Genomic DNA, 26,207 nt, shown 5'->3' with positions numbered 1-26,207 from the left:
CTGCTTGTTTATCCCACCCAACATGATGATGCCTCTAAATTCCCTTGTCAATAGCGTTTGAGATGCGCTTACCCTGATCATAGTAGTCGCCGCCGACTTCATCGGCAGCCTCCATGTATGCGGCAATATCGAGTCCTTCAATTTCCAGTTCATCAGCATTGGGCAGAATCATTTGCTGCATTTGACGCACGATATCCAATTCAGCACCCATGCGGAGATTGTCTTCCTTGAGTCTCTGGTTGAGGGTAATGATTTCGTCGTTGGCAGTTGCCAGTTCTGCCGTGCGTTCTTTAACTTTATCTTCTAACGTTTCAAACGATTCCTTCAGTTGCCCTGCCATGCTGTTGAAGGAATGTTCCAGTGTATCAATTTCCTTAATTTCAATAAAGTTAGTAATGTCTACTCGGTTGTCGAGATTACCAGCAGCAATTTCTTTTGAGGCTTTAGTCAGTTTAAGAATGGGACGAGTCACTGAACTAGCAGTCAGAATTATAATCACCGTCGCTCCAGCAAACGTCAACAAGCACAGTAGAATTGTAGTATGTGTGTTGGCATTGATTCTAGCCATGAAGTCGTTTTCAGGAACAACGACCACTGCCAACCAATCAATTCCCCGGCCATCTTGAATGGGTAATACTTGAATATAGTGCCATGCCCCATTAATCTGAGCTTTCAACTGTTGGCTGCCGTTGATAGCCTTAAAGTTACCAAAACGCTCAAGTAAATGCTGAGCAGTCGCTTTCAGGGTAGCATTTGAACTTTTATCAGCCGGAATACGCTCGATGTGGCGATCGTTCTCCTGACCAATTACTTTAAACGGCTGCGGAATGGTTGAGCTAGCGACTAAATCGCCTGAGCGCTCAATGATGAAACTTTGGCCATTCGGGCTGATGTATAGCTTTTCAATAAATTGAGTGATTCGCACCAAGGTAATGTTCATACATAGAACACCCAAAAGCTTGCCGTTTGATTCGTAAATGGGCTTGACTGACGCAACCTCCAGAGAGGTATTCTGGCGAGAGAAGGCTGGAAAAATGGGACTCGAAGAGGTTTTACCAGCCTGCTTGGCGGCTTTATACCAGGGTCGTTCGCGAGGATCATATTTTGAACTTTTCAGGAATTTTTTTTGATTGCCCTCATCGTCTAGCTCGTATGTTTCTCGCTCGGGTGCGGTGGCGTTTGTCCTTATTTTGAGCTGAAAAGTTCCATTCTCCAAACGTTCAACTCCGACAAACTCACCCTGTTCATTTCCAAAGGAGGGATAATTTGCCAACTCACTTTGCACTACTTGCCAGAAATAGCGCCTCAATCCGTCAAATTCGTCGAGCTTGAGGTTGCCACTTTGGACACCTGCATAAGTGGTTTGTAATACATCATAGGGTTTGTTGAGATAGGTCAAGACCTGTTGTTCTATGCGGCTACTAATCTCACTATTTAACTGTTTTGCTAAGTCATCGATCGCCTTCTGTGCATTACGAAAAGACAGCCATCCTACCAATCCCGTTGAAGCAAGGATAGGAATAATGAAGGGAATAATTAGAACGGTACGGAGGGGAAACTTGTTCAAACGCAATACTTTGGTTGGAGAAGCTTTCTCAGGTGGTTGGGGAAGGGGCGGTTCAGAAAGTTGGGTTTTTTGGAGATTGGTTAGCATGGGATAACTTTTGCTTCCTGGCTGAGTTTAAAAACAATAGGTTGGCGTGGCTCTAGCGAAGCTCTCACTAGGGGCTTTCGTAAGTCTGACGAGATAGCATCTTGCTCTCAACTAGATTCGTTTAGATTGACTAAAAGACTTGATTTATAAGGACGGAGAGATTTAATTATAGAAATTGAGGCGGTGACTACGGCTTTTGGAGTTCTTTTGAGATTCAGCCTCTTTTGTGGCACTGCGTTTGAGATCTCCTACCACTTCCTCGTAAATTTGACTGTCCACGCGATCGCCCCGACGACCATTTTCCAGTTTGATGTCATAAGTTTATGGTTTCGAGGTATTGGCGATCGGTCTATAGCAATGCGGCGGCTGGAGGCTGGGACTTTTTTTCTACCCCTAATTCCGTCCGCTTCAAAACCAACAATGTGATGTCATCAAACACTTTTTGAGTGCCGATATGTCCCCGTAAATCGTCAATCACCGCTTGCTTAATTTCCCCAGCCGACAAATGCCAATTTTGGCTAATGACTTCACACATAGCCTCAAGGCCATACTGTTTTCTCTTAATGTTTTTTGCTTCGGGAATACCATCGGTATATAGAACTATACCATCTCCTAGCTGTAGCTCTATTGAAATGTGGCTGATGAACTTAACAATGTCATCGTCAAGAGCAATAGGAAAGCCCAAATCCATCGTGTCGATACGTTCTACCTGTCCACCTTGGCGCACAATAATTGTTTCTTCATGCTGACCACTGATGCTGACCCATCCTTGGGAGTAATTTAAAATCGCTAGGGTGAGACTTTTTTCGGACTTCATGCGATGCACGTTTTTATACAGGGTGCGGTTGATCACATCTAGAAACCTCACCGGATCTAGTTCGCGGATCTCATTGAGGGTACGAACGGCGGTTTGCGCCATCAGCATCAAGATACCACTTTCAAGTCCATGTCCAGTGACATCGCCGATGCCAAGAGTGACAACGCCATCGGTGTTTAAAACATCATAGTAGTCGCCGCCGACTTCATCGGCAGCCTCCATGTATGCGACAATATCGAGTCCTTCAATTTTTAGTTCAGAAGCATTGGGCAGAATCATCTGCTGCATCTGACGCACGATATCCAATTCAGCACCCATGCGGAGATTGTCTTCCTTGAGTCTCTCGTTGAGGACAATGATTTCGCCGTTAGCGGTTCCTAGTTCTGCGGTGCGTTCTTTAACTTTATCTTCCAGGGTTTCAAAGGCTTCTTGCAGTTGCCCTGCCATGCTGTTAAAAGACTTAGCGAGTTCCCCAATTTCATCATCGCGCTGGTTGTCTGTGGTACTAAAATCACCATTAGTAATTTTTTGCGTTGCATACATTAATTGGCTTATAGGAGCAGCAACTTGGTCACGCAGAACATAAAACAATATTATCACTTCAAGGAGTAGTGAGGTAAATCCCATTATCAGCACAAAGCGAGCGGCTTCTGTAGCTGGTTTCGTCACCACTGCTTTTGGTAAGACCGTAACTAAATACCAATCTGGCTCATCTAACTTCGCTACAGCTAGATATTCATTGTCTTGGGGATTGTCGATAATGACTTGGTTTGCTGACCGATTTTTTGTCCGTTCAAATATTCGTTGTAGGTGGGTATCACCAAATTTCAAAATATCAAAATAGCCAGCTTTTTCTTGAATTTCACTCATTTTATCTGGATGAGCTATCAGGCGACCATCTCCTCGAAAGATCATATTGTAACTTCCTTCAAGGTGTTCTTTTAGCGTCCGATTTATTAGTTCATTCAAGATAATATCGTGTCCAATAGAGGCGATATGTCTGCCTGATGGATCATCAACAGGAGTCACCAAAGATACCATCCAAAGCTTGGGTACTGTGTCGAAATAAAGTCCTGTCCAGGCTGGCTTGCGTTCTGGATTATGTTGTTTGTCAGAAATGTAGAAATACTCTTCTTTCATAAGATTTAAATCCACCTTCGCATCAAGCCCCCAGGGGACTCCAGGCCAATAATTAACTAGGATATTTTCAGGAGCCTCAATATAGGTATCAACAAAGCGGTTATGCCAAGCCGGACCGTAGGTATTTGCTAGGTTATAAAAGGTGATTACTCGCCGACGAATATCTGGATTTATCTGGGCTTGGGGACCGATAAATACACTTGCAAATCGGGTAGTATCAAAGTTTTTAGATAACTGGTCTATAGGACTATTGCGCGTTGTACCATCAGACCACTCAACGAACAATTGATCGAATTCCTCTTGAGGATCGTAATTACCGAGTTCCTGTAGGCGCTGTAGTAAATCCTTCTTAAGTACAGTATGGTTATCTATAGCTAATGTAAATAAAGTCCGTTCCCGTTGGCCCCTTTCTGTAATATATTTAGCAAGTCTATCTAGCCTTTCAGATGTCAGACTTGAAACTAAATGAAAATAACTAATTGTAGTAAATAAAACAATCACAGCACTGATTCTTCCACCCATCTGTGTCAGCGTCTTACGGGTTAAAGATTTCTTTGGTTTGGATGTAGATAATTTCATTGTCACAATGATATTTGGGGGGACTTTTTTCAGGGTAATCTATTTATGATTCAGCACTAATAAGGTGAAATGAGTAAATATTTGTGGCTTTCTGAGTAGTTTAGTAAAAGGAATGTGTTCGTTGCCTGTTTTGTATTATTAGCTCAACGAGTCACCTTCGCCTGTATTACCTGAGTTAGACATAAGGAATAAGCCTCAAACTATTATCTTTACTTGGTTCCATCCGTTTTATAGTTTCCTTTTCTTCGGCAGCTATTGCGAATATTCGCAATAACTGCCGATATTGTCATTAAGTGTTCTAGTTAACACATTATTGACAAGTAGTGAGGAATTACCTGTAACTAATACTAGCAAAGGATTTAAACCTATTCTCTTACGTCGAACTCAGGTATATTATACCCCCGTTGATATGTTCTATATCTGCGCTTTCTTGAAAGCGGATTCAAAGAAATCATATTCCCTGTGCAATTTTAGTTAGGCTGAGGCTGAAAAGTCTGGCTTATAAAACTGCTCAAACAATTTATCAAAAGATTTCACAGGTATAGCAATTAACTAAGAATAATTACGCCTTTAGCATCGCTTCCAGTTGTTGTGATGCGTTATTAGGAGTTTGTACTTGTCGCTTCAAAACCAACAAGGTGATGTCATCAAACACTTTTTGAGTGCCGATATGTCGCCGTACATCCTCAATCACCGCTTGCTTGATTTCTTCAGCAGACAAATGCCAGTTTTGGCTAATAACTTCACACATCGGCTCAAGTCCATACTGCTTTTTGTTAATGTCTTTGGCTTCAGGAATACCATCGGTATATAGCACGATACCATCTCCTGGGTGTAGCTCCATTGAAATATGACTGATGAACTCAGCAATGTCATCGTCAAGAGCAATCGGAAAACCTAAATCCATAGTGTCTATTCGCTCAATTTGTCCACCGTTTCGCACAATGATTGTTTCTTCATGCTGACCACTGATGCTGACCCATCCTTTTGAATAATTTAAAATCGCTAGGGTGAGACTTTTCTCGGAGTTCATCCGCTGGACGTTTTTGTAGAGGGTGCGGTTGATTACATCTAGAAACAGCACAGGATCTAGTTCGCGGATCTCATTGAGGGTACGAACGGCGGTTTGCGCCATCAGCATCAAGATGCCACTCTCGAGTCCATGTCCAGTGACATCGCCGATGCCAAGAGTGACAACGCCATCGGTATTTAAAACATCATAGTAGTCGCCGCCGACTTCATCGGCAGCCTCCATGTATGCGGCAATATCAAGTCCTTCAATTTCCAGTTCAGAAGCATTGGGCAGAATCATTTGCTGCATTTGACGCACGATATCCAATTCGGCACCCATGCGGAGATTGTCTTCCTTAAGTCTCTTGTTGAGGGTAATGATTTCGTCATTGGCACTTGCTAGTTCTGCCGTGCGTTCTTTAACTTTATCTTCTAACGTTTCAAACGATTCCTTCAGTTGCCCTGCCATGCTGTTGAAGGAATGTTCCAGTGTATCAATTTCCTTAATTTCAATAAAGTGAGTAGTGTCTACTCGCTTGTCGAGGTTACCAGCAGCAATTTGTTCAGCAGCTTTAGTGATTCGGATAATGGGAATGGTAATCGAGCGGGCAGTCAGGACACCGAGTACAATTGCCAAAGCTAGTGCTGCTAAACACAGTAAGATTGTGTTGCGGGTATTAACATTGATCTCCCCCATAAAATCGGACTCTGGAATCACTAGGACGACTACCCAGTTGAGTCCCAACTTATCTTGCCAAGGTGTGACAGACACAAACGTTTTTTCATTGTTAATTTTCATTGAAAGCATTTGGCGGGTGCTGATCTGACCAAATGTGCCAAAGCGATCGCGCAACTGTTGAGCCGACTCCCGCAGCAGGGGTTCTTGGCTTTGAAATACATTCAGGCGTTGGGCTTTGCCATCAACTTCCCTGTAGGATTTCTCCTGGCTGGAACTGGCAATAATCATGCCATCCCGTTCCATGATGAAAATTTTGCCAGAGGAACTGATGTGTAAATTACGTAGGAAATCACTGATTTGGGACAGAATGAAATCTGCTGTCAGTACACCCCTCAATCGCTTCGATGAGTCATACACCGGGTAGGTAGAAACAACGGAAATGATGTCAGGGCGATCCACCCATTGATGGATGGGATTCCAGGTTGGTTTACCCTTAGCTACCGTATTTTTATACCATCCATCTTCCCTGGGATTCCAGGTTCCCCCCGTTGACAAAAGTTTTTTTAGATTGCCCCTTTCGTCAAGGGAATAGCGTTTGGTGTGCGTTACATCGGGTGCTTCTATCCTTTCTGTATATAGAGAACCATCGTCTCCTCGTTCAAGGGCGACACACTCTCCTTGCTGGCTACAGAACACAATATTACTGAGCTTTTCAGACAACTTCATTTCCCGCCAAAAAAATCGTCTGGTTGTATCGAAATCCTCTGGGTTTAGCATCCCCAGGTCGATCGCCTGTGCATTAATTCCATTCACTTGTTGGGGTGTTGCTAAGTAGTTACTTAACTGCTGACTGACGCGGCTATTCACCTGATTACTGAGTTGGGTTGCCAAGTCCTCAACGGCTTTTTGCCCATTGCGGAAGGAGAGATAACCAACTAACCCAACAGCCGCTACAATTTGCAAAACGAAGGGAACGACGAGGGCTGTACGGAGACGCAATTTACGAGAAGTATTTTTCACAGATTTTATGGGGATATAGCAATCCTAAATGATTGGCAAAATTATACATGAGCAAGATGCTCACACTGCAAGGATTCTGGTCTCAATCAATTTTGCCAATCATTTAGGATTGCTATAGTAGTTAACTAAGAATAATTCACCCGTTCAGTATGGGTTCCAGTTGTTACAGTACGCTATTAGGAGTTTCTACCTGTTGCTTCACAACCAGCATGGGAAGATCATCACTGGCTTAGCGGGACACAAACTGCGTTTTAAGCCTAAACAAAGCCTACACTGGCTTTATATGAAGCTGTAGAAATCCCTGTTTTCTTGTACCCAGCATATTTATGGGATTTGCTCTCAGCAGTTTACAGGCAATATGCGCTGTATTATACAGATATTTGGGTCATATATGAAAAAGTTTTCCCTCGCAAGCGACACTAATCTGGCTGGAGAGATCCGGGCAAAAATTTTGATATCGAAACATTTAATAACACCCTGCTGCCCAGGATATCTCGCTATTGTAATAAAAACTCTGTCATTGTATAAAAAGCTGTCCCATCATGTGGGGATATCTGGTATTTTATCTATCATTACAACGCTTCTTTACGCCTAAAAGTGTTTAGGATTTTTCCTGGCTATGCAGAACGACCCAAAAATTTAAGTTTAGTAACGAAACTTGCCTGGGAATTTTGAGATAATTTACTCAAAATAGTCGAATTTAGCACAGTTTGTGGCAGAAATAGTTCACGCCATTAAGAATTCAGTCAGTTTTATTTACAGCAAAATAGTTTATTTTCATCCATCTGTTTTGTATTTTTCCAACCTGAGTAAATTTACCCTACATACTCTCCCGCATTCGCACCAGAAATTCCCTAAAATTTAACACATCTTAATCTGGATTAAATCAAACAAAAATGCAGAAATAATGTAAGTCAGGTTGAGCAGATAGCCGATATACAAGCGTTTATCTAGTTTCAATAAATTTTATTATTTATGTAGGGGATAATTTCAGATAGCCCCTACATCATCTTTGCTCCCACTGGCTTATTTTTGCAGCGGATTGAGTTTCGTAACCGAGCTTTCCTTGGCATCTTCAGCGCTATCTTTGAGGAAACCAGAAGCATCCTTAAAGGCGGCGCCTACTCTCTCTAAAATATTGGCATCGGGATCGCTGCGGTCGAATACGGGTTGAGCCTTAGCCGGCTGTCCGTCTGGCGAGTCTAACAGAGTTTTATCTCCGCCGAGTTCGAGGTCGAACTTGTCAGTTTCCATCGGTGCAGAACCCGGATAAAGCAGCTTTGAGGAATTAGTTTCACCGGTAGTCGCAGCCAGGAGACGATCGCCCACGATCGACAAATCAGCCCGATTCTTTTCTGCTTGAGCCGGCGATTGATTGACTTTAGGGTCGGTAGACATTTGATAATTCGTGTATCCATCTCCACCGGCCTTGTGGGGGTTATTCATTCCTCCCATTTGAACGGGAGGATTCTCAGGCCGAGCACCTCGAACATCGCCAGCATTGCAAGCGGTGCTGGTAAACAGCAGCACACCTGCCATCAATACAGTCAAAAATTGACCGATACGCAGTCTTTTAAAAAAAGCAGTTACTGTGTTCACAAAATTTTTCCAATTGTTTACTACTACTTGTCAAGAGTAAAAATAAACTCCTCACACCTGCCTCTAACGGCGGTGATATTTTGCCGCATATTGCTATCTATTTTTTTCTAACCTTAGAGGGATTGAAAAAGTGCGATTGCCTTTGAGAGATTATTTTTGGTATGAGTAACACGCCGATATCTAGAAACCCGGTAAAAAAACCGGGTTTCTAGATAAAGTTCGGTTGAGAAACTCGCGTACCCGACGGAGAAGAAAAGGGGGGAGGTAGTTTCAAAGCGTAGTCTTCGGCTGCGTGCGTTCCAATAATTGCTCACAAAAGCTTTTTTGTTTTTGACCACGCCCAAAAACGGATACTTGCGAACTACTCCTGTTGTGGAGTTATAAAAATCTTAGACTCTTGTTCAAGCACCTAGATTCATCTGTGGAGTAAACCTAACCTCTAAAATCTCAAATCCACTGATTTACCCTACCAGCTACTAACCTCAGAACGCTACTGCTACTCTGGGAACTTTTCGACTTTCGCTTCAGCTTGCAAAGTCAGCACACCAGCTTCCACATTTAGCTGCTGAATTCGCAGGGACATTCCCTCAAGTTCAAAATTTCGCAAGTTTAAAACTTCACCAGCTTTGTCCGCCAAAGCTTCAGTTAACTCGGGCGAAAATTCCTTGTTTTCGGGATACTCGATATCCTGAAGAGAAATTGCCCAACCGCCCCCTGCGATCTCAGGTTTTGATGTAAAATAAATCTTTTCCGTGGAGTCCGTTTCCCGCACCAATACCTCAGCATTTAAAGCGATTTTTCCGGTTAGCAATTGGCACTCAATAGTTTTAACGTCTATTGTCCGCAGTTGTCCGTCAACAGTAACTTTTAAGTTTTTCAGTTTCCTGCTGATGTATTCGGAATTAAAAGCGCGGTTGATATCGCTTTCTGTTAAAACTGCGCGTGCCGCACCGAAGGCAGGGCCGTTCAGTTCAATTTTGCCAAACATAGCGGTCAGGGGATTGACAGCAATATCCTTTATGTGAATTTGCAAATCTTCCACGCGCAAATCTTGTTGCATTACCAACCCTGTGCCCTCAACCGCAACGGCCTCCACTGATCCCTGGGCTAGCTGGATCGGATCGGTATTAACTGTGACAGACAAAGTTTCGGATTCGTCTAATTTGCTAGCAATAGCAATCTCTGCCACTTTGTCGATCGCCTGTTCCCCTAAACTTCTATTTTGTTGAAGCACGCTCAGAATTCCTAATAATTATTGTTTTAAAAATAGTAGTTAATACTTAATTGAGTTAGCGTCTTCCTCTCGGCAGGTTTCTCCTCTGAAAAAAACTCAGCCAAAGACAGAGGGTTTCCACAAAATTACTAAAATTATTAAGCTGCTCTTCGGCGCACTCTACATTGACTCGGTGGCGAAGCGGTGAAAAATCAAAAACTCGGATTTTTGCCAAAAGTCTTTTCTAGAAGTTCCATCGCCCGCTACAATAAGTAAGAGCCGGCACCGCTTTTTGCAATGAATTCAGAATCAACTCTCGCTAGACTACAAGCTACACTTCCCGACGGAAAACTGCCTTCTAGCTACGGGGTATACTTCAAAAACACCCTAGTAGCCCTATGTCACGCCCTAGAAGACCACATTTTGCAAACCAGTGGCGGGGACAAGAGCGAACTCCAACCCTTAGTTTTGGTAACGTTTCAGCAGGGTAAATGGTATTTACAGGAAGCCGATCGCTACCTAGATATTGCTAATGCCTCTCGGCGCGTTGTCATAGGTGCAGTAGCCGACAGCGGTTTCGCTACCCACAAAACCGGGCAATTAGAAAATGTATCTTTAATAAATCTCGATGAGATCGACCCCTTAATCCAAGAATGGAATTTAATCATCCTCGCCCCGACATACAAAGCAATGGTGCTTTGCCGCGAACTTTCAGACCAGGAATACTTGCCAGAAGGCAAGCCTGAAGTAGATACAGAACGAAAGTTCTACGGTTTGTGGTCGTTTGACCAGTCTTTGGTGTCGGCTGCTGCTGAAATTTTTATAGAACAGACGCGACATTACAACTCTCCTCTGGCAGACAGTTTGCTGGAAATGTACCACGAAATCTTGGCTACCAAAGGCCCGCCCTTGGCCGACATTAGTGGCGTGGTATCGCGGATAGTCACTTACCTGCAAAGTTCTCAGCAGCAAATGGTTGCAATTAACCGCCAAACCCGCGAGTTGTGGGAATTGGAAGGTCAAGCTTTGCGCGTCAGCCGCAATTTGAACGCTAACAAACTTCAAGCTTTTCTGCGGATGGCCCAGCGCGTGGACGAACGCGATACCTCAAATCCTACAGCGTCTTTGCAGGTGGCCGCTTTGTCGGAAACTTTGGGTCAACTGCTGGATTTGCCGGCTTTGCAGTTGCGGAGGCTGCGGCTGGCTGGATTGGTGTTTCGAGTCGGCTTAGTTTCTGCCCCGAATGAGGTGTTCGATCGCACTCCCGAGGCTTTTGACCCAGCAACTTTCTCATTTTGGCGCGATCGCAGTTTCATTGGTTCCCAACTGCTGCAAGCAATGCCGGAGCTAGCACCTGTGGCGGAAATTGTCAAGCACCAACTAGAATATTGGGACGGCAGCGGCAGGCCAGAGGGTTTGCGAGCCGAAACCATACCCGTTGCTTCGCGGATTTTGGGGTTGGTCGCTGATTTTCAAGAATTGACTCAACCGCGTGGCGATCGTCCGGCTTTGAGTTTGAGCGAAGCTTTGGAACAGTGCCGCGAACTGTCTGGCACTCGCTTCGATCCGGCTTTGGTGGAAACTCTCAGCAACGTCGTCAGGCTGGCAGAAATGGGTTTGATGGAGTTACCAACTCGCCCGAGCCAACTGCCAAACGTATGGTTGGAGGATTTGGGCGATCGAACGACCGCGACCGCTCCGGCATTATAGAATAACTGGATTGGTAATGGGCGATCGGTAATGGGTAATTGGGAACTTGTACAGAGCTTGTGCTGAGCGCAGCCGAAGTGCCTAGCCGAAGTATTGGGCATTTAAAACTCAGCACAAAATCTTTTCCCACACTACAAAAAATCAGCCTGTGCTTGCTAAGCGCACCCTACCACTGCCAGTTGTAGCCCCTGCCTGTCTGTGTGCTAATGACTAATGACTAATGACTAATGACTAATGACTAAAAACTAATGACTAATGACCTCGAAGCCATACGCAAAGGCAAAATTTTGATGTTGGTCGGCACTGATTTAGCCGGCAAAGACTTAGCGGGAGCCGATCTCGCCGGTGCTAACTTGTCTCAAGCCAACTTGAGTGGAGCTAATCTCGCCGGCGCTAACTTGCAGCGGGCCGTATTGCGAGCCAACCTCCGAGGCGCTGACTTGAGCGGCGCTGACTTGCGAGGCGCAGATTTTCGCAATGCCGATTTGCGGGGAGCTTCCTTCGCTAACGCTTTAGTCCGCGACGCAAGTTTTGGGGGTGCTTTTTTGACGGCGGCATCCATCGGCAATTTGGATTTGAGCGGTGTCGATTTGCGCGGTGCCGATTTGCGGGGCGCTGCTTTGGCTAGGGCAATTTTGCTTGGTGCCGATTTGAGCAATGCCAATTTGTCCGGCGCAGATTTGTCGGGAGCTGACTTGGAAGAAGCGATCCTGAATGGAGCCGTACTGCGCGGCGCTAACCTGACGGGGGCTAATTTGCTTTGCGCCATGATCGAACAAACCGTTTGGGATGGAGCTTTGCTCGATCGCGCTTGTCTCCAAGGCACCCCCCTGAGCCTTTAAATTTCAACAATGTTGTTTTGAAGACAGACAAAAAAACAAGATCTGCTTATAGAGTGAATAAGCACAAGCGATTTTTACATTTCTTAATATAGGGTTATAATGGCGACTGTAGATGAGCAAACGAATAAATGGTAGCAGCTTTGTTTAGCGGTACATCCTTTCAAGGTCAAAGTGGCGATCGCCTTGTTAGTAAAGTAGCAGGAGCTGCGATCGCAGCCTTATTCAAGCGTTCTGAAAAGGCCGAGGCCAACATCCGAGTCGAACCAGTAGCCAAACTCTTGCAGGGAAGCATCGACGGTTTCGACTTTGTTGGCAAAGGTATGTTGATGTACAACGGCCTTCGCATAGAAGTGATGGAACTTTACCTGCAAGCAGTCTCCATAGATTTTGGAGCGATTTTTGCAGGTCAAGTGAAATTGCGGCAGCCTACCCAGGCAAATATGCGAGTAGTCTTAAGTCGATCGGATTTAACCACCTCATTCAATACACCTTTTGTAGTTGAAAAACTCCAGAAGCTGAAGTACCAAGAGCAATCTCTGCACTTTCAAAACACTGAAGTCAGCTTCGGAACCGACAAATCAATTCGGCTTCAGTCCGAAATTACCGTAGGCGATGCCAGCGAACCGGTCAAAATAGATATTACAGCTCAGTTGCAAGTAGAAGACCGACGTAAAATCCAATTTGTCAGCGTTACTTATGGCGGTGACGAGCAAGCAGTAGACTTGGGTCAAGCTATAATTGCCCACGTAAATAACTTGCTAGACTTAGACAAATTTGCCTTAGAAGGCACTCAACTGCGAGTAGACCGCTGCCGAGTTCAGAACGACGAGCTGGTTTTCTACGGTTGGGCTGGTATCGAACAGTTCCCCAAAGGCAAGCGCTAAACCTCAGCAGGCTGAGGTTTGCCAAGCCATCTAGTTTGGAAAAAGAGCATTTTTCAGTTAGCAAACAACCCGCACCGGCGGGTTTTGCTTTAGATTTTAGATGGGAGGAAAAATCTAAGATTTAAAATCTCGCATCTAAAGTCGATCGACGCAAAATCAGCACTGAGGTTGATTCGATCGGGCAAATTATTTTGATAGATTTAAATAATAAATTCAACCACCCTCAAGAATAAAGATGCTCGGATTTTATTTATTTTGTATCTACGTCGCAGTCTTGTCCGTGTTGGCCGGGTCCGGCAACCGCCGGTCTGAGAAATGGTGGGTAGAAATTGTCACCGATTTGCCCCACTGTACCTACTATTTTGGCCCCTTCGACACCGACAAAGAAGCTTCCAGCAATACTCCAGGCTACATAGAAGACTTGGAAAGCGAGGGAGCCAAAAGGCTTAGCATCCGCATTAAACGGTGTCAGCCTTCTCATCTCACCATTTGCCAAGAGGAAGTCTCAGAAAGTGTAGCAATTTAATGATTTTGAGTTTTGAGTTAACTCAAATCTCAACAATAAGATAAAAAGGCTCTTTTTCTAGTCCTTGCCTTGCGGACTTTGTATGTCTAGCAGTGACTTACAGCCACCCCGCCTACAACTCTTCTCCACCGAAATGCTGATTTTAGACAGCACCAACTCTCAAAAATTACCTGCGTCAAATCAGCACTGAGGACGAGCCGATCGAGTTATTTGCCCGGATAAGTTGAGAAGAGGAAAAACTACTCAACTTGTTGCAGAGGTGAATTATGTTTGAAGTTTATATGTTCGGTCTGTTCTTGGCGGCGGTTTCGATACTGACTCAACCGATGGCCAGCAGTAGAGGTCGCGAGTGGTGGGTGGAAGTTGACACAGATTCGCCCAAGCACACCTATTACTTTGGCCCCTACGACAGCAAGGATGAAGCTTCTAATAACACTAACGCCTACATCACAGACTTGGAAAAGAAAGGAGCTAAAAACATTAGCATCAACATCAAGCAAGGTCGCCAACCCAGTCAGCTAAAAGCTAGCGAAGAGTCTTGAGAAAGTGGAATGCTCAACTATTATGAATAGGTTGATCAAGCTAAATCTGCTCGGGTGCGGCTTCACAAATATCGATGAGTTCAGCTCCCGGATATTCGTAAACCCGCCTCAACCCGAGGGATGATTCACTTTCCTTTGTGATTTTGTTTGATACAGGCAATGGAAGTTTTTTCAAAGTAGCGCCTGGTTTAAATTGCTCCGGGGATTAAAAGTGCGATTTGCTTTAATTTTTTCATAGCATTCGCGTTCTACAGTGCTAATTTCTTTCGGTGGCACGATCGCAATTTTTACTAACAAATCAGTCCGCTCGTCTTTCTTGGGTTTCGGCCATCCTTTGCCCCGCAACCGCAAAGACTGACCCGAACGAATCCCCGCTGGAAATTTCACAGTGATCATACCTTCAGGCGCAGGCACTTCAATTGAAGCTCCCAACACCGCTTCGTCGGGAGTTATCGGCACTTCGCAGACCAAATTCTCTCCCTCAAATTGGAAGAAAGCGTGAGGCAAAACTTCTAATTTTAGGTACAAATCTCCCTGTTGCTTCGTGTACGGATCAACTTGACCTTTGCCTTTTACCCGAATTTTACTGCCGGTTTTCACTCCTGCTGGAATCGAAACTTCGCCCGTGGCGACTCGCTTAGAAGTTCCCCGAAATGCTTCCCCCAGAGTCAGGGAAATGGCGACCTCGGTGTCGAGAGAGCTTCCTGCGGTGCGGTTTTCGTACCCCGCGAAATCTTCAAATCCGCCAAAACCTGTGGGTCCGCCGCTGCTGGTGCGGTAGTTACTGTAATTCCACTTGGCGTTGCGGCCACTACCCGCACTGCTACCTGCGCGGCCTAGCAGGGCATTGATAAATTCGTCAAAACTGCCGTACTGGCTGAAGTCAACCCCGCCAAAGTCTACAGCCGTACCGCCCCCGCCTGGCCATCCGCCTGGAGTGGTGGCAGCTTGCTTCCAGTATTGACCGTATTGATCGTATTTTTTGCGTTTTTCTGGGTCTGAGAGCACTTCGTAAGCTTCGTTTACTTCTTTAAAACGAGCTTCGGCTTCTTTGTTGCCGGGGTTCATGTCCGGGTGATATTTGCGGGCTAGTTTGCGGAAAGTTTTTTTAATTTCGTCAGAGCTGGCAGTTTTGTTGAGTCCCAAAATAGCGTAATAGTCTTTAAAATCTGTTGCAGCCATTAAGCAATCCCCTCTTTATTAGTTGTTATTTGTTAGTTGTTAGTTGTTAGAAAGAATAAATCCCAAATTAGCCGCAGGATGGCGCATTAGTATAATGCCAGGAGCCGAAGTGCCTGCGGCATCTCATTCAAATTATAGGTTATCAAAGGTTTGGACTTGATCGAGTTCGGTTGTTGCTTGGCGTTCGATCGCAATTTCCGCACTCCGCTGCTATTTAAGATTTTATAGCATTCGGCTCTCTCGTGCACAAGGGAGCCGGAGCAGCCGCCTCTAGAAATGCTTTTGGCATTCGACAGCAAAAACCATGCTTTCATCAATTAAGAACGTCCTTACCCTATAGACCGTTGTTATACCTGTGAGCTTTGAGATGGTGAAACTCCTGTGGCGAAAACTTTTGGAGAGTTATGAGGCTTAGGGCTTTTGGGAGGCGGCAGCCCGGTTGAGAGGAGGCGGGGAAAGCTGCTGCTGTTGCTGGCGCGAACCCAGGAGGGTTGACCGAAAGCATCCAGGATACAAGCCCCCGGATTCACCCGTCCAGAAATAAAAAACCTGTATCCGATGAAACTTGCCCCCCGCATTTATCCGTGGGGTCAATGCTTCAATTCTTTAATCTTTAATCTCAAATCTAAAATCTAAAATCGAGTGACTGGCGCGGACGATCGATTTTTTTTTTCTTTTTTTCCGGGGCGCGGTGCGATGGCTACGCCCCGGCTTACGCCTACGAACTTCTCGATATGAGCTTTATCACCCAATCCAAATCTTAGCAGGTTTTCATAAGCAAGTTCGCTCAAATCTGGTGTCTGAATTGTGACTATATAATACCCTAAACTGCGCCGTTCTTCCACAAAATTTCTAGATATTTTTTCTTCACACCAGACCCATGCTAGAGAATTTTATTTTTACAACCTCTGAAGAGATTTAAGTCAAACTAATATAACATAATTTCTCTGGTGTCTGTTAGCTACATCACACACTTTTATAAAACATTAAGATAGGATAGAAGAGCGATAAGCTTTTAAACGTACCAGGGTGCTAACATTATGAATTATTTGCTAAGTTGGCCTTGCGGCTGCTGCGACGATTGGAAAGATAGTTCCGAGAGTTCTGTTCTACTCAGAAACGGGCAGCGCATTTGTCAGTCGTGCTACCAGCGCAAATACAAGAATCAGAAGCTATTCGCCAGACGCAGGCGATCGGACATATCTGTATCACGGCAGACAGTAACAGAGACTGTCGCTTATTAATAATGCGCGAGGCTTGGAATAAAGCCAAGTATTTCGACAACCTCGCATCAGCGGTGGGAATTAATAATCAACAAAGAAAAAAATGAATTTCGTCATCAGTCATCAGTCATCGGTCATTGGTAATCTGTCACTAATTTACTTATTTATCATCAGTCACTTGCTGGGAGGTAACAGATTTTAACTTAAAAAACTAATGACTGACGACTAATGACTAATGACTAATAACTAAATGATAGTTCCATCAGGAATTGTGGCATTTTTCAGGACTACGACAATGCCGCTGCGGATGTAAAAACCTTGGTTTTCGCGGTTGGCTTCTTCCACTTGGTCTTTATTAATTATTTGAACATTGCGGCCAATGCGGGCATTTTTATCCACAATCGCGCGGCGAATTGTAGTATCTGCACCGATACCGAGGGCGACGCCGCCGTTGTCCAAACTCGAATGCCGTTCGGCGTCGGGTTCGTAGAAGTCAGCACCCATTACCAGGGTGTCTTGAATCGTACATCCAGCTTCAATGCGCGATCGAACTCCCAACACAGAATGGTCGATCCGGCACTGTTTGAGAATGCAGCCTTCAGCAATAATCGATTCCGTCACGTGAGTATCTAAAAGCTTAGTCGGCGGCAAGAAACGCGGGCGAGTATAAATCGGCGCATTTTCATCGTAAAAACTGAAAGGCGGCTGAGGCTGTTTTGTCAGAGCCAAGTTAGCCTCGTAAAAAGCCTCAATGGTTCCGATATCTTCCCAATAATCGTCAAACAAATAAGCTTGAACGTTGTGGTCTTTTGCATTATTCGGAATAATCTCTTTACCAAAATCAGTTTGGTTGGGAGATTCTTTCAGAAGTTTAATCAGAACTTCTTTTTTGAAGACGTAAATCCCCATCGAAGCAATGTAAGGACTTTCCTGAGCCTGCTGCGCTGTCAGTCCCAGTTTAGTAGTATCCACCTGCATTTGTTTGAGCGCATCGCCTTTTGGCTTTTCGCTGAAAGAAACAATGCGGCCGGTGTCGTCGATTTTCATCAAACCAAAATCTGAGGCCCGCTTCTCGTCCATTGGCAAAACCGAGAGGGTGATATCGGCGTTGGTTTCGCGGTGTCTGTGCACAAACTTCTGGTAGTCCATGCGGTAGAGGTGATCGCCCGAAAGAATCAAGTATTCGTCAACGTCCCACTCTTCTAGCAGCCAGAGATATTGGCGAACTGCGTCGGCTGTGCCTTGAAACCAGTTGGGGTTTTCCTGAGTTTGCTGGGCGGCGAGCACCTCGGCAAATCCCTCGGTGAAGCCGGAAAACTGGTACGTGCGAGCGATGTGACGGTTCAGGGATGCCGAGTTGAATTGCGTGAGGACGTAGATTTTGACTATTTCCGAGTTGATGCAGTTGCTGACAGGAATATCGATGAGGCGATATTTGCCTGCGAGGGGAACTGCGGGTTTGGCTCGCAGTTTGGTTAGGGGGTAAAGGCGGGTGCCTACACCGCCACCGAGGATGATGGCTAAAACTTTTTTCAAGGAACTTTCTCCCTAGGGTCGATTAACTCTCCAAGTACAGTGTCGGATGGTGAGGGCTTCTTGACAAGGGGGGGGAGCAAGGAAGTTTTGAGTTTTGAGTTATGAGTTGAGTCGCTTACACAGAAACCGGGTTGTTTAATCCAAATACTTCTTCTAACCCTCAATAAGAGTTAAAAAACCCGGTTTAGAAGAGTTGGAGTGTTTTCGGGGCTGGAGTTATGGCTTTTGAGTTGTGAGTTAAAATACCCCTCTATCAATAATGGATATTTAAAAAAGTTGGGAGTTGTGAGTTAAAACACCCTTCAATAAATAAGGGCAGTTTAACAAAAGAATAAGGTTTGGGGTTTGGGCTGTTAATTACAAGTTTTTTGGGTAAATTCCCCGTTTTCACAATTTCTCGATCGAGGCTCAGGGCGCTGTTGTTCTTTTTCAAGGCAGGTTGATCGCACCGCCACGCTCGCTGACTCTCTGTATGGGCCCAAAGTGCGCTCTGGTTCTGCTTGAATGTGATCCGGTTCTTTTTGCTGGCGTTCCTGTTATCTGAGTTTGTCCGACTCCACAGCAGTCAGAAAGCGTCGCCCGCCGGGACGATAAATTTCTAGGTAGAGTCAGTTTTCCATCTTAGATTGACTGCAAATTTGTGTAATATTTTACAATTTGTCGATCGACAAAATTCGATAAAATGTCTATTCTCTACCAAAAGCTAGATCCCCTAGAAACCCCTGCTACTGTAGCCTAACCCCTAAAAGCTAGAAAAAGTGTATGCAAATTCAAACGCCGGACTGGGTTAAAAACGCCGTATTCTACCAAATATTCCCTGATCGCTTCGCCAAAAGCAAACAGCCTCGCAAACGCATGCTGCAAAACTTCATGTGGGAAGAATGGCACGCAATCCCTACCCTGCAAGGCTACAAAGGTGGCGACTTGTGGGGCGTGATGGAACAGCTAGACTACTTGCAAGACTTAGGCATTAACGCAATTTACTTCACCCCCATATTTCAGTCGGCCAGCAATCACCGCTACCACACCCACGACTACTATCAAGTCGATCCGATGTTGGGTGGCAATCCAGCTTTTAAAGAGCTTCTAGACGCCGCCCACGATCGCAACATCAAAATTGTCCTCGACGGCGTATTCAACCACGCCAGCCGCGGCTTTTTCTTCTTCCACGACATCCTCGAAAACGGCCCGCATTCTCCTTGGGTGGATTGGTTTAAAATTGAAGGTTGGCCGCTCTCTGCCTACGACGGCAATTTTCCTGCTAACTATGCTGGTTGGGATGGGAATCGAGCCCTTCCTGTATTCAATCACGACAATCAAGAAGTGCGAGAATACATCATGGAAATCGCCGAATATTGGATTAAATTCGGCGTCGATGGCTGGCGGCTGGACGTTCCTTTTGAAATTAAAACCCCGGGATTTTGGCAGGAATTTCGAGACCGAGTTAAAGCAGTTAATCCCGAAGCTTACATTGTGGGCGAAGTTTGGGAAGATGCCAGAGAATGGCTCGACGGTACTCAATTTGACGGCGTGATGAATTATCTGTTTGCTGCGCCGACTATTGCTTTTGCAGCGGGGGACAGGGTAGATTTAACTCAAATTGAAGGCCGTTCCTACCATCCCTATCCGCCGCTTTTTGCTAAAGAGTACGGCGACAAAATTCAGCAGGTTTTGGAACTGTACCCGTGGCCAATACAGCTAACTCAACTTAATTTGTTGGCTAGTCACGATACTGCAAGGTTGTTAACAATTGCAGGAGGCGAGAAAGCTAGTGTCGAGCTCGCAACTTTGCTGCTGTTAACTTTTCCCGGAGCTCCTAGCATTTACTACGGCGATGAAGTTGGTTTGCCCGGTGCTCTCGATCCCGATTCTCGCCGCAGTTTTCCCTTACAAGGTCAGTGGGAACTTGATGTTTTAGATTATCACAAGCAGTTGATAGCTTTGCGGCACAAATACGCTGCCCTCCGCACAGGTTCGTACCAAGTTCTGTTTGCTGAGGGAACGGTTTACGTTTTTGCCCGAATTTTGGGGGATGAGGAAATAGTTGTTGCTGTCAATGTCGCGACCGAAGAAGCTAATATTAGCTTTGAGCCAGCTAATCTGAAATCTCCTCACGATAAATTGCTGTTTGGGAAAGGCGAGTTTGTTTGGAAAGGTGACGGGGAAACTCGGCATTTAGAATTGATGCTGCCGGCGCGATCTGGATTGATTTTAGGTTCGGATAATTAGTTAAGCAATTACGCAAGTGTCACTATCCAATCGACTTGTAGGGTGCGTCAGACCGAGTTATGGACGGATGATCGATGGTTTGGGCTCTGACGCACCTTACTAATTGTGACACTTGCGTAAGTTCTCTAGTTTAAAATGTAAGGTGCGCCCATAAGCACCCTAGTAAAATTAGAGAGACCGCAAGTTTTATTCGGCTGCAACCATTGCTGGTAGTAGCACCGAATCAATGATATGAATGACGCCATTGTCGGCAAGAATATCTGAAGTGAGAACTTTAGCATCATTCACTTTAATGCCGTCAGAAGTATCAATTCCTACCACAGAACCTTCCACTGTTTCAGCAGAACTTAACTCAAGCAAGTTCTCAGTTAGTACCTCGCCAAACAGAACGTGATAGGTCAGAATTTTCTTGAGCTTGGGTATGTCTTCGAGCCAAGAGGCAATTGTGTTCGTAGGAATTTTGGCAAATGCCTCGTCAGTTGGTGCTAAGACAGTGTAGGGGCCCGGACTTTGCAATAAATCTAACAAACCAGCCGCTTCAATAACAGTCACGAGTGTTCTGAAAGAGCCGGCATTGGTGGCAGTCTCGACAATATCAGCCATGATGTTTTTCAGGAGTGCAAGTAGCAGAAAATGAATCACAGGCGACAATCATTTTAGCAATTTACACATATCAGAAAATGGATCGGAGGGATGATGATTATTTTAGCCATTATAAGTTAATTGGGTTGTCGACCCTTATGGCTCGGCGCGATCGACCTTTTTGCCTTATACTTGGGTCGCCTCCTCCCCTTTGCGGAAAAACTGCTTTAAAATCTCTCCGGGCTCTCTGTCCCAGGTGTCGATATGTTCGTAAATTAAACCGTCTTTATCCAGTTTATAAGTAGAGTAGCCGTTAAAAAAAATCCGAGCTTTCCAGGGAACCCGCAGTGTCCCGCGAACAGTCCAATTTGCCACAATAGTATCAGGGGCTGTCTGACCTACGTCGTGCAGGTCGAAGTAAATCTCGTTAAAGAATAGCTGCCCGTGAAATCGCAGAGTCCAAAAGATAATACGATAATTGATTTTTCCTTTAAATTTGTTAACAGGGTCTTGAAAATAAACATCTTTTGTGTAGATGTCGTAGGAGATGTCTTTCTCAAACAGCGTCGGAAGATCCGCTTTCAGGGTGTCTACTGCTTGTTCTACCTGCATTTGATATTCGATCGCGCTCAAACTACCACCTTGTGACAGTATTAATTTATGACTTTAAATGAATAATCTCGATCGGCAGCGGGAGGAGCAAAAAATTGATACTTCATCCAGCTCTAATCTTACCTCTAATTATATTGTCCGCCTCGGCCTTTCTGCTGACCCGGACTTGCGACATCGAAACCTTGGCACAGATTTGACAGAACACCCCCACTCCTCTGACATTCTCGCAGAAATCAACAGCGGCAAGCTGTTGATTGTAGATAGTCGTCGCCGGAACGGCCTAATTTTGATTAAACGTTTCCACGCGGAGTTTGCCGGACCTGGGGCTGCCGTTGGGGGCGCTTTTGATGTTGACTCTCAGCAGGCGATTCCCGTGGGCGATTTTTGTTTGGTTTGCCCTCACTCTCCCGAAGAAATACAGAAAGCTTTTGGAATTCGGCGCCAGTGGGTGCGGTTAATGGAACAGTTAACGGCAAAGCCGATAGCTTTGGAACGCGCACAAATGGTTTTAACTCAGTTTGAACAATATTTGGATTCGGAAACGGTGGCACTAATTCCCGATGAAGCTTTGGCACTTTTAGTAGGCGTATTTCCCCAAACCATTTGGGTGGCGCGACACATTGATAAATAAAAATGGCATGGTAATTTGCTTGACTTCATACCATTTCTAAGGGGTTTTGTCAATTCAAAATCGCTGTGATTCGATCGACTGTCCGCTGATTTTCCTCCGGGCTACCCACCGTAATTCGCAAACCTCCTCCCGTATGCCTAATTAAAGTACCTCCCTCTTTTAGCTGCTGCATGATTTGTTTGTGTTCCTGTTCGGCAGATTTGCCCTCGTCGGCTTTCACCCGCAGGTAAACGAAGTTAGCCGCACTCGGCCAAACTTGCAATTTTTGATGCTGAGTGAGCGCTGCAATTAATTTTGCTCTTTCTGATAGAGTTTCGGGAATGGTTGCTAGCAATAACTGCCGCTGCGCTAGGGCTAACTCGGCTGCGGTTTGCGAGAAACTGGGAAGGTTGTAGGGGAGGCGGATTTTTTCTAAGGCGGCTGTGAGTTCGGGATGGGCGATCGCATATCCGACTCTCATTGAGGCTAGTCGAAATGCTTTGGAAAATGTGCGTAAAATTATCCAATTCGGGTGATGGTGCAATTGGTCTGCTAAAGTATTTTGGCTGAATTCAAAATAGGCTTCGTCAATTACTACTAATATCTCTTCGGGTAAAGTTGACAACCATTCTATTTCATCGGTTGTCAAAGCATTGGCTGTGGGGGAATTGGGATGAACGACAAATACGGCGCGCACGGGGGGATTTTGATTTTGGCCGTTAGCGCAGCCCTCGGAGAGGATCGCCCTTTTAGCAGCCTCGATATCGATTTCAAAATTATCCTCTTTTCGCTGAACACTCACAACGGGAATCCCGAGGGTTTGGGCGATTATTCCATACATCGAAAAGGTGGGATTCGCAACGAAAATAGAGCCGACGCCGCCCAAGCAAGTAGCTATTAAGATGGATCTAATTAGTTCGTCGGAACCGTTGCCCACAGAAATATTGTCGGCTGTAATGGCGGTTTTGGGCAGTGTAACCCCCCCTAGCCCCCCCTTGTTAAGGGGGGGAACATTTAGGGATTCATTGACGTATTGGGCGAGATCCTCTTTGAGCGCTGCGTGGCCTCCGTCGGGATAACGATTTGTCTCAATTAACTGCTGGTAAGTCCAAGCTAGCTTTTTTTTTAATTCTTCTGGCAAGTCGTAGGGGCATTCATTGGTATCAAGGCGATCGAGTACACTTTCCGAGTGCGCTGATTCTCCTGACGCGCCCCCCGGATGGGGAGTGTATGCAGTAAGTTCGGCTAAGTCTTTTCGGATAAAGGGAAGCATGGTATGATTTTAAACTTTTGATTTAGATTGTCACCTTACAAAGCAAGGCAGAAGGCAAAAGTCAAGAAAAATTATGAAGGCAAAAATTTTCATTTTTTACCTCCCTGCTGAAATTTTTGCCTAATGGCGACTTACTTCTGCTGTATCAAAGGCGTCTAAACTTAGGATATAGCCTTTTCTATCTCGAAAGCAAGAGGAGACAGGGGATTTAGTTTCTGTCGCTCGATTGATGCGTCGGTTGTGGCAAATTGATTATTTTTATAAAGTAACTGCTGATATTTGGAAACCGAGTATGAAAGTCAAGCCTTCCGATATATCTAAAAATACCGCCGCTACCCTCATAGCTTTGAGTTTGGCTGTTCTCCCTTCAGCTATGCCTGCCTCAGCTCAAACTAACTCAGCTCCGGCACAGAACAATACTGATTCTAATGGAGTTGTTCTAGACAGAACTCCCTTTCAAGAAAGCAAGCGTGACAACAATCATTGGGGTGCTTTGGGTTTGTTGGGCATCCTCGGTTTGGCGAATCTGTTTCGCAAGGATGAACCCAAACGCTACCGCGATCCGATGGGCGAATAATTTTTAAAACGGCGAGCCTCTTCGAGGGCTCCGCTAACGCACAAGCCAAAAACCAAATCAACCGTCGTGGATTCACAAACCGGGTTTCTTACGCAAAGACTGGATTATTACCTTTAATCCGAGCCCCAAACCCGGTTTATTTGATATTGATGGCCATTTTTGCCACAAAGTTTATTCAATCGCGCCACAAAGCAATTCCGCCCAATAAACCGCTCACATTTGGTACGATTTTAACCTGTGGCGGTAACTCAAAAGCAATCTTTTTAGTATTGCCGCCGCCGATGTAAATGCGATCGCAGTTAAAGAGATGTTGCACAGAGGTGAGCGCTTTTTCCAGACGGCGATTCCATCTTTTGGAACCGACTGTATCTAATGCCGATCGCCCTAATTGCTGTTCGTAAGTTTCCCCTTTCCGAAACGGGTGATGTCCTAATTCTAGATTGGGCACCAAGATACCATCGACCAATAAGGCAGAACCGAAACCGGTGCCAAGGGTAATTACTAATTCTACCCCCGTCCCAGCAATTGCTCCCAATCCTTGAATATCGGCATCGTTAGCCACTCGCACAGGTTTTCCCAAGCGATCTTTGAGGGTAGTTTCTAGGTCAAAATCTATCCAAGACGGATCTAAATTCACTGCGGTTTTGATGACGCCTAGACGCACGACACCTGGAAAACCGACGGATACTCGGTCAAATTCCCCGTGTCCGCTTGCTAAAGAGGCGATCGCCTCTAGTACGGGTTCCGGTTTGGGTGGTTGAGGCGTTTCTAAACGGCTGCGTTCCGTTTGGGGCTCGCCTTCATTGTCCAACACCATAACTTTGATGCCACTTCCGCCAATGTCAACGGCTAAGGTGCGAGTCGATCGATCTTGTTCAGTCATTTGAGTGTTAAGACTTGCAAGTTGGTCAAATTTTAATTCTTGAATTGGCAAAACTTTTGAATCGCTTCCCACATTTCCCCTAGGACATTTCCCAAAGAATGATCATCTTCTAATTCAATTAATTGCACCCAGGGACGGTTAGCGGCAAAATCTCTGCTAGCTTGAATCGGTATTATTGTATCATGCTGGCCGTGAAGGATTAACGTAGGGACTGACCGCATTAATTTTTCTTCAGGGTATTGAGCCATATCTGCCAAAAACTGATAATTCAGTGGCAGATAACGCTGTTCCCCGTAGTGGTAAACGGGCAAATATTTCTCCGACTGCCACTTTTCTAACTGTTGCTGTCCCAACAGTGGCAGCCAGTGGGAGATAAAGTCAAAAGCCGGTGCTAACAAAACTATTTGCTTTACTGACAATTGTCGCTGGGCCAACCAAGCCGCTGTCAGTCCCCCAAAACTAGACCCAATTATGGTGACTCCCCCTATATTTTTTACATTTTCTGTGGGAGATGGGGAGGATTGAGTTGGCAAAAGTTCTGTTTCTATTTGGTTTAATTGGCGAGTGAGAGTAAGCCCCGAAAAATCGTTTTGATTGAGATCGGGAGTTTTTAGGTCAATCCCTAGGTAAGAAAAGCGCTCTCGGAAATATTTAGCCTTAGCTGAATCGGGACTTGAAGCAAAACCGTGTAAATAAATGTAACTCGAATCGTTCTGTAGATTCATCCAAAAATTTTTATGAGATTTTCCAACTTATTATTTTAACTTAATATGAGTTATTAACTAAAAAAATAATACACTAAATCAAAGAAAATATCTACTGATATTCGGAACAGATTAAGGACTCACAGGCATTTAAATTATGTGCTTTTAGAGGGCTTTTAACAAATTAAAGCACTCGCCTCTACTTGAAATTGCTGCGCTTTTAGACTGCTTTGCCGAAGAAATCAAGCAATGGGATATATTACAATACGGTTTACTTAAGGCTTGGGAGGCTTTAAGATTTTAAAAATAGGAGGATTAGTTTTTATTCCAGTACCTCTGTGTTTGACTTTTTTGGATTTAAACTTTGAAACAGGTTTTTTGACAACTCTTGGGTTGTTTCTCTGAACTCTTGGCGGCAAAGTTGCATCAAGTATCTCCAAATTCAGCCAAGTTAAAAAAAAGGGATTTCCTGTGATTCTAATCGCTGAAATCTTGGAACAGCACCAATACGGTTTACTTAAGGTCGAACAAGTGATAAACTATATATGATATACAAAAAGTAAATCAAGTATAGTGCCGT

General features: G+C 45.0%; 21 protein-coding genes. 8 read left to right on the top strand and 13 right to left on the bottom strand.

Features of this window, described 5'->3' with window-relative positions; translation table 11 throughout:
* Window positions 1-34 precede the first annotated feature (34 nt).
* The 5 genes from QUA04_RS21360 to QUA04_RS21340 form a co-directional block, all read right to left on the bottom strand.
* Window positions 35-1,654 (bottom strand): cache domain-containing protein, encoded by a 1,620-nt coding sequence (locus QUA04_RS21360; protein WP_333260366.1) that lies wholly within the window; start codon window positions 1,652-1,654, stop codon window positions 35-37.
* A 349-nt stretch (window positions 1,655-2,003) separates the two neighbouring features.
* Complete coding sequence (locus QUA04_RS21355) at window positions 2,004-4,190, bottom strand: SpoIIE family protein phosphatase (protein WP_333260363.1); 2,187 nt, start codon at window positions 4,188-4,190, stop codon at window positions 2,004-2,006.
* A 562-nt stretch (window positions 4,191-4,752) separates the two neighbouring features.
* On the bottom strand, window positions 4,753-6,900 hold the full coding sequence (locus QUA04_RS21350; protein ID WP_333260360.1) for a SpoIIE family protein phosphatase: 2,148 nt from the start codon (window positions 6,898-6,900) through the stop codon (window positions 4,753-4,755).
* Window positions 6,901-7,926: 1,026 nt separating this feature from the next.
* Complete coding sequence (locus QUA04_RS21345) at window positions 7,927-8,499, bottom strand: DUF6658 family protein (RefSeq protein WP_333260357.1); 573 nt, start codon at window positions 8,497-8,499, stop codon at window positions 7,927-7,929.
* A gap of 496 nt (window positions 8,500-8,995) precedes the next feature.
* Window positions 8,996-9,733 carry a DUF2993 domain-containing protein gene (locus QUA04_RS21340; protein WP_333260354.1) on the bottom strand — a complete coding sequence of 246 codons (738 nt, stop codon included), beginning with the start codon at window positions 9,731-9,733 and terminating at the stop codon, window positions 8,996-8,998.
* Between the two features lie 276 nt (window positions 9,734-10,009).
* Here QUA04_RS21340 and QUA04_RS21335 point away from each other — a divergent pair, with 276 nt between their 5' ends.
* The 5 genes from QUA04_RS21335 to QUA04_RS21315 all read left to right on the top strand — a co-directional run bounded on the left by QUA04_RS21335 (window position 10,010) and on the right by QUA04_RS21315 (window position 14,216).
* Window positions 10,010-11,422, top strand: coding sequence for an HD domain-containing phosphohydrolase (locus tag QUA04_RS21335; RefSeq protein WP_333260351.1), 1,413 nt, complete (start codon window positions 10,010-10,012; stop codon window positions 11,420-11,422).
* Window positions 11,423-11,670: 248 nt separating this feature from the next.
* Complete coding sequence (locus QUA04_RS21330) at window positions 11,671-12,264, top strand: pentapeptide repeat-containing protein (protein WP_333260348.1); 594 nt, start codon at window positions 11,671-11,673, stop codon at window positions 12,262-12,264.
* A gap of 128 nt (window positions 12,265-12,392) precedes the next feature.
* Entirely contained in the window at window positions 12,393-13,148 is a 756-nt protein-coding gene (locus QUA04_RS21325; RefSeq protein WP_333260345.1) for a DUF2993 domain-containing protein, read from the top strand.
* Between the two features lie 235 nt (window positions 13,149-13,383).
* Entirely contained in the window at window positions 13,384-13,674 is a 291-nt protein-coding gene (locus tag QUA04_RS21320; RefSeq protein WP_333260342.1) for a DUF1816 domain-containing protein, read from the top strand.
* A 266-nt stretch (window positions 13,675-13,940) separates the two neighbouring features.
* A complete protein-coding gene (locus QUA04_RS21315) occupies window positions 13,941-14,216 on the top strand; it encodes a DUF1816 domain-containing protein (RefSeq protein WP_333260339.1) in 276 nt (91 codons plus the stop codon).
* A 171-nt stretch (window positions 14,217-14,387) separates the two neighbouring features.
* On the opposite strand, the gene QUA04_RS21310 is transcribed toward QUA04_RS21315, so the two are convergent.
* The 3 genes from QUA04_RS21310 to QUA04_RS21300 all read right to left on the bottom strand — a co-directional run bounded on the left by QUA04_RS21310 (window position 14,388) and on the right by QUA04_RS21300 (window position 18,157).
* Window positions 14,388-15,398 (bottom strand): J domain-containing protein, encoded by a 1,011-nt coding sequence (locus QUA04_RS21310; RefSeq protein ID WP_333260337.1) that lies wholly within the window; start codon window positions 15,396-15,398, stop codon window positions 14,388-14,390.
* Between the two features lie 632 nt (window positions 15,399-16,030).
* Entirely contained in the window at window positions 16,031-16,243 is a 213-nt protein-coding gene (locus tag QUA04_RS21305; RefSeq protein ID WP_333260334.1) for a hypothetical protein, read from the bottom strand.
* Between the two features lie 624 nt (window positions 16,244-16,867).
* Entirely contained in the window at window positions 16,868-18,157 is a 1,290-nt protein-coding gene (locus QUA04_RS21300) for a glucose-1-phosphate adenylyltransferase (protein ID WP_333260330.1), read from the bottom strand.
* 762 nt (window positions 18,158-18,919) lie between these two features.
* Between QUA04_RS21300 and QUA04_RS21295 the strand changes: the two genes are divergently transcribed.
* The gene (locus QUA04_RS21295) at window positions 18,920-20,386 is read left to right on the top strand and encodes a glycoside hydrolase family 13 protein (protein WP_333260328.1); all 1,467 of its coding nucleotides are present in this window, start codon (window positions 18,920-18,922) and stop codon (window positions 20,384-20,386) included.
* 186 nt (window positions 20,387-20,572) lie between these two features.
* On the opposite strand, the gene QUA04_RS21290 is transcribed toward QUA04_RS21295, so the two are convergent.
* Together QUA04_RS21290 and QUA04_RS21285 are read right to left on the bottom strand one after the other, a co-directional pair.
* Window positions 20,573-20,989, bottom strand: coding sequence for a fasciclin domain-containing protein (locus QUA04_RS21290; RefSeq protein ID WP_333260327.1), 417 nt, complete (start codon window positions 20,987-20,989; stop codon window positions 20,573-20,575).
* Between the two features lie 165 nt (window positions 20,990-21,154).
* Complete coding sequence (locus QUA04_RS21285; RefSeq protein ID WP_333199006.1) at window positions 21,155-21,580, bottom strand: DUF2358 domain-containing protein; 426 nt, start codon at window positions 21,578-21,580, stop codon at window positions 21,155-21,157.
* Window positions 21,581-21,638: 58 nt separating this feature from the next.
* Between QUA04_RS21285 and QUA04_RS21280 the strand changes: the two genes are divergently transcribed.
* Window positions 21,639-22,211 (top strand): hypothetical protein, encoded by a 573-nt coding sequence (locus tag QUA04_RS21280; RefSeq protein ID WP_333260324.1) that lies wholly within the window; start codon window positions 21,639-21,641, stop codon window positions 22,209-22,211.
* A 49-nt stretch (window positions 22,212-22,260) separates the two neighbouring features.
* On the opposite strand, the gene QUA04_RS21275 is transcribed toward QUA04_RS21280, so the two are convergent.
* A complete protein-coding gene (locus QUA04_RS21275; RefSeq protein ID WP_333260322.1) occupies window positions 22,261-23,463 on the bottom strand; it encodes a histidinol-phosphate transaminase in 1,203 nt (400 codons plus the stop codon).
* A 292-nt stretch (window positions 23,464-23,755) separates the two neighbouring features.
* Between QUA04_RS21275 and QUA04_RS21270 the strand changes: the two genes are divergently transcribed.
* On the top strand, window positions 23,756-24,040 hold the full coding sequence (locus tag QUA04_RS21270; RefSeq protein WP_333260320.1) for a WGxxGxxG family protein: 285 nt from the start codon (window positions 23,756-23,758) through the stop codon (window positions 24,038-24,040).
* A 175-nt stretch (window positions 24,041-24,215) separates the two neighbouring features.
* On the opposite strand, the gene QUA04_RS21265 is transcribed toward QUA04_RS21270, so the two are convergent.
* Both QUA04_RS21265 and QUA04_RS21260 read right to left on the bottom strand, forming a co-directional pair.
* Window positions 24,216-24,923: an ROK family protein gene (locus QUA04_RS21265; protein WP_333260317.1), complete on the bottom strand. Its 708-nt coding sequence runs from the start codon at window positions 24,921-24,923 to the stop codon at window positions 24,216-24,218.
* 32 nt (window positions 24,924-24,955) lie between these two features.
* The gene (locus QUA04_RS21260; RefSeq protein WP_333260314.1) at window positions 24,956-25,648 is read right to left on the bottom strand and encodes a YqiA/YcfP family alpha/beta fold hydrolase; all 693 of its coding nucleotides are present in this window, start codon (window positions 25,646-25,648) and stop codon (window positions 24,956-24,958) included.
* Between the last annotated feature and the right edge of the window lie 559 nt (window positions 25,649-26,207).

It is taken from the genome of Microcoleus sp. S13_C5, from assembly GCF_036700845.1.
Classification (GTDB): Bacteria; Cyanobacteriota; Cyanobacteriia; order Cyanobacteriales; family Microcoleaceae; genus Microcoleus.
This window is presented reverse-complemented; position numbering and strand designations above follow the sequence as displayed.

What these genes read in the sequence shown, in the direction of transcription:
- QUA04_RS21355 (WP_333260363.1), bottom strand. Translation starts at nt 4,190, where the DNA reads ATGAAATTATCTACATCCAAACCAAAGAAATCTTTAACCCGTAAGACG.
- QUA04_RS21260 (WP_333260314.1), bottom strand. Translation starts at nt 25,648, where the DNA reads ATGAATCTACAGAACGATTCGAGTTACATTTATTTACACGGTTTTGCT.
- QUA04_RS21270 (WP_333260320.1), top strand. Translation starts at nt 23,756, where the DNA reads ATGAAAGTCAAGCCTTCCGATATATCTAAAAATACCGCCGCTACCCTC.
- QUA04_RS21325 (WP_333260345.1), top strand. Translation starts at nt 12,393, where the DNA reads ATGGTAGCAGCTTTGTTTAGCGGTACATCCTTTCAAGGTCAAAGTGGC.
- QUA04_RS21280 (WP_333260324.1), top strand. Translation starts at nt 21,639, where the DNA reads ATGAATAATCTCGATCGGCAGCGGGAGGAGCAAAAAATTGATACTTCA.
- QUA04_RS21330 (WP_333260348.1), top strand. Translation starts at nt 11,671, where the DNA reads ATGACTAATGACCTCGAAGCCATACGCAAAGGCAAAATTTTGATGTTG.
- QUA04_RS21275 (WP_333260322.1), bottom strand. Translation starts at nt 23,463, where the DNA reads ATGCTTCCCTTTATCCGAAAAGACTTAGCCGAACTTACTGCATACACT.
- QUA04_RS21315 (WP_333260339.1), top strand. Translation starts at nt 13,941, where the DNA reads ATGTTTGAAGTTTATATGTTCGGTCTGTTCTTGGCGGCGGTTTCGATA.
- QUA04_RS21310 (WP_333260337.1), bottom strand. Translation starts at nt 15,398, where the DNA reads ATGGCTGCAACAGATTTTAAAGACTATTACGCTATTTTGGGACTCAAC.
- QUA04_RS21360 (WP_333260366.1), bottom strand. Translation starts at nt 1,654, where the DNA reads ATGCTAACCAATCTCCAAAAAACCCAACTTTCTGAACCGCCCCTTCCC.
- QUA04_RS21335 (WP_333260351.1), top strand. Translation starts at nt 10,010, where the DNA reads ATGAATTCAGAATCAACTCTCGCTAGACTACAAGCTACACTTCCCGAC.
- QUA04_RS21320 (WP_333260342.1), top strand. Translation starts at nt 13,384, where the DNA reads ATGCTCGGATTTTATTTATTTTGTATCTACGTCGCAGTCTTGTCCGTG.
- QUA04_RS21295 (WP_333260328.1), top strand. Translation starts at nt 18,920, where the DNA reads ATGCAAATTCAAACGCCGGACTGGGTTAAAAACGCCGTATTCTACCAA.
- QUA04_RS21265 (WP_333260317.1), bottom strand. Translation starts at nt 24,923, where the DNA reads ATGACTGAACAAGATCGATCGACTCGCACCTTAGCCGTTGACATTGGC.
- QUA04_RS21285 (WP_333199006.1), bottom strand. Translation starts at nt 21,580, where the DNA reads ATGCAGGTAGAACAAGCAGTAGACACCCTGAAAGCGGATCTTCCGACG.
- QUA04_RS21290 (WP_333260327.1), bottom strand. Translation starts at nt 20,989, where the DNA reads ATGGCTGATATTGTCGAGACTGCCACCAATGCCGGCTCTTTCAGAACA.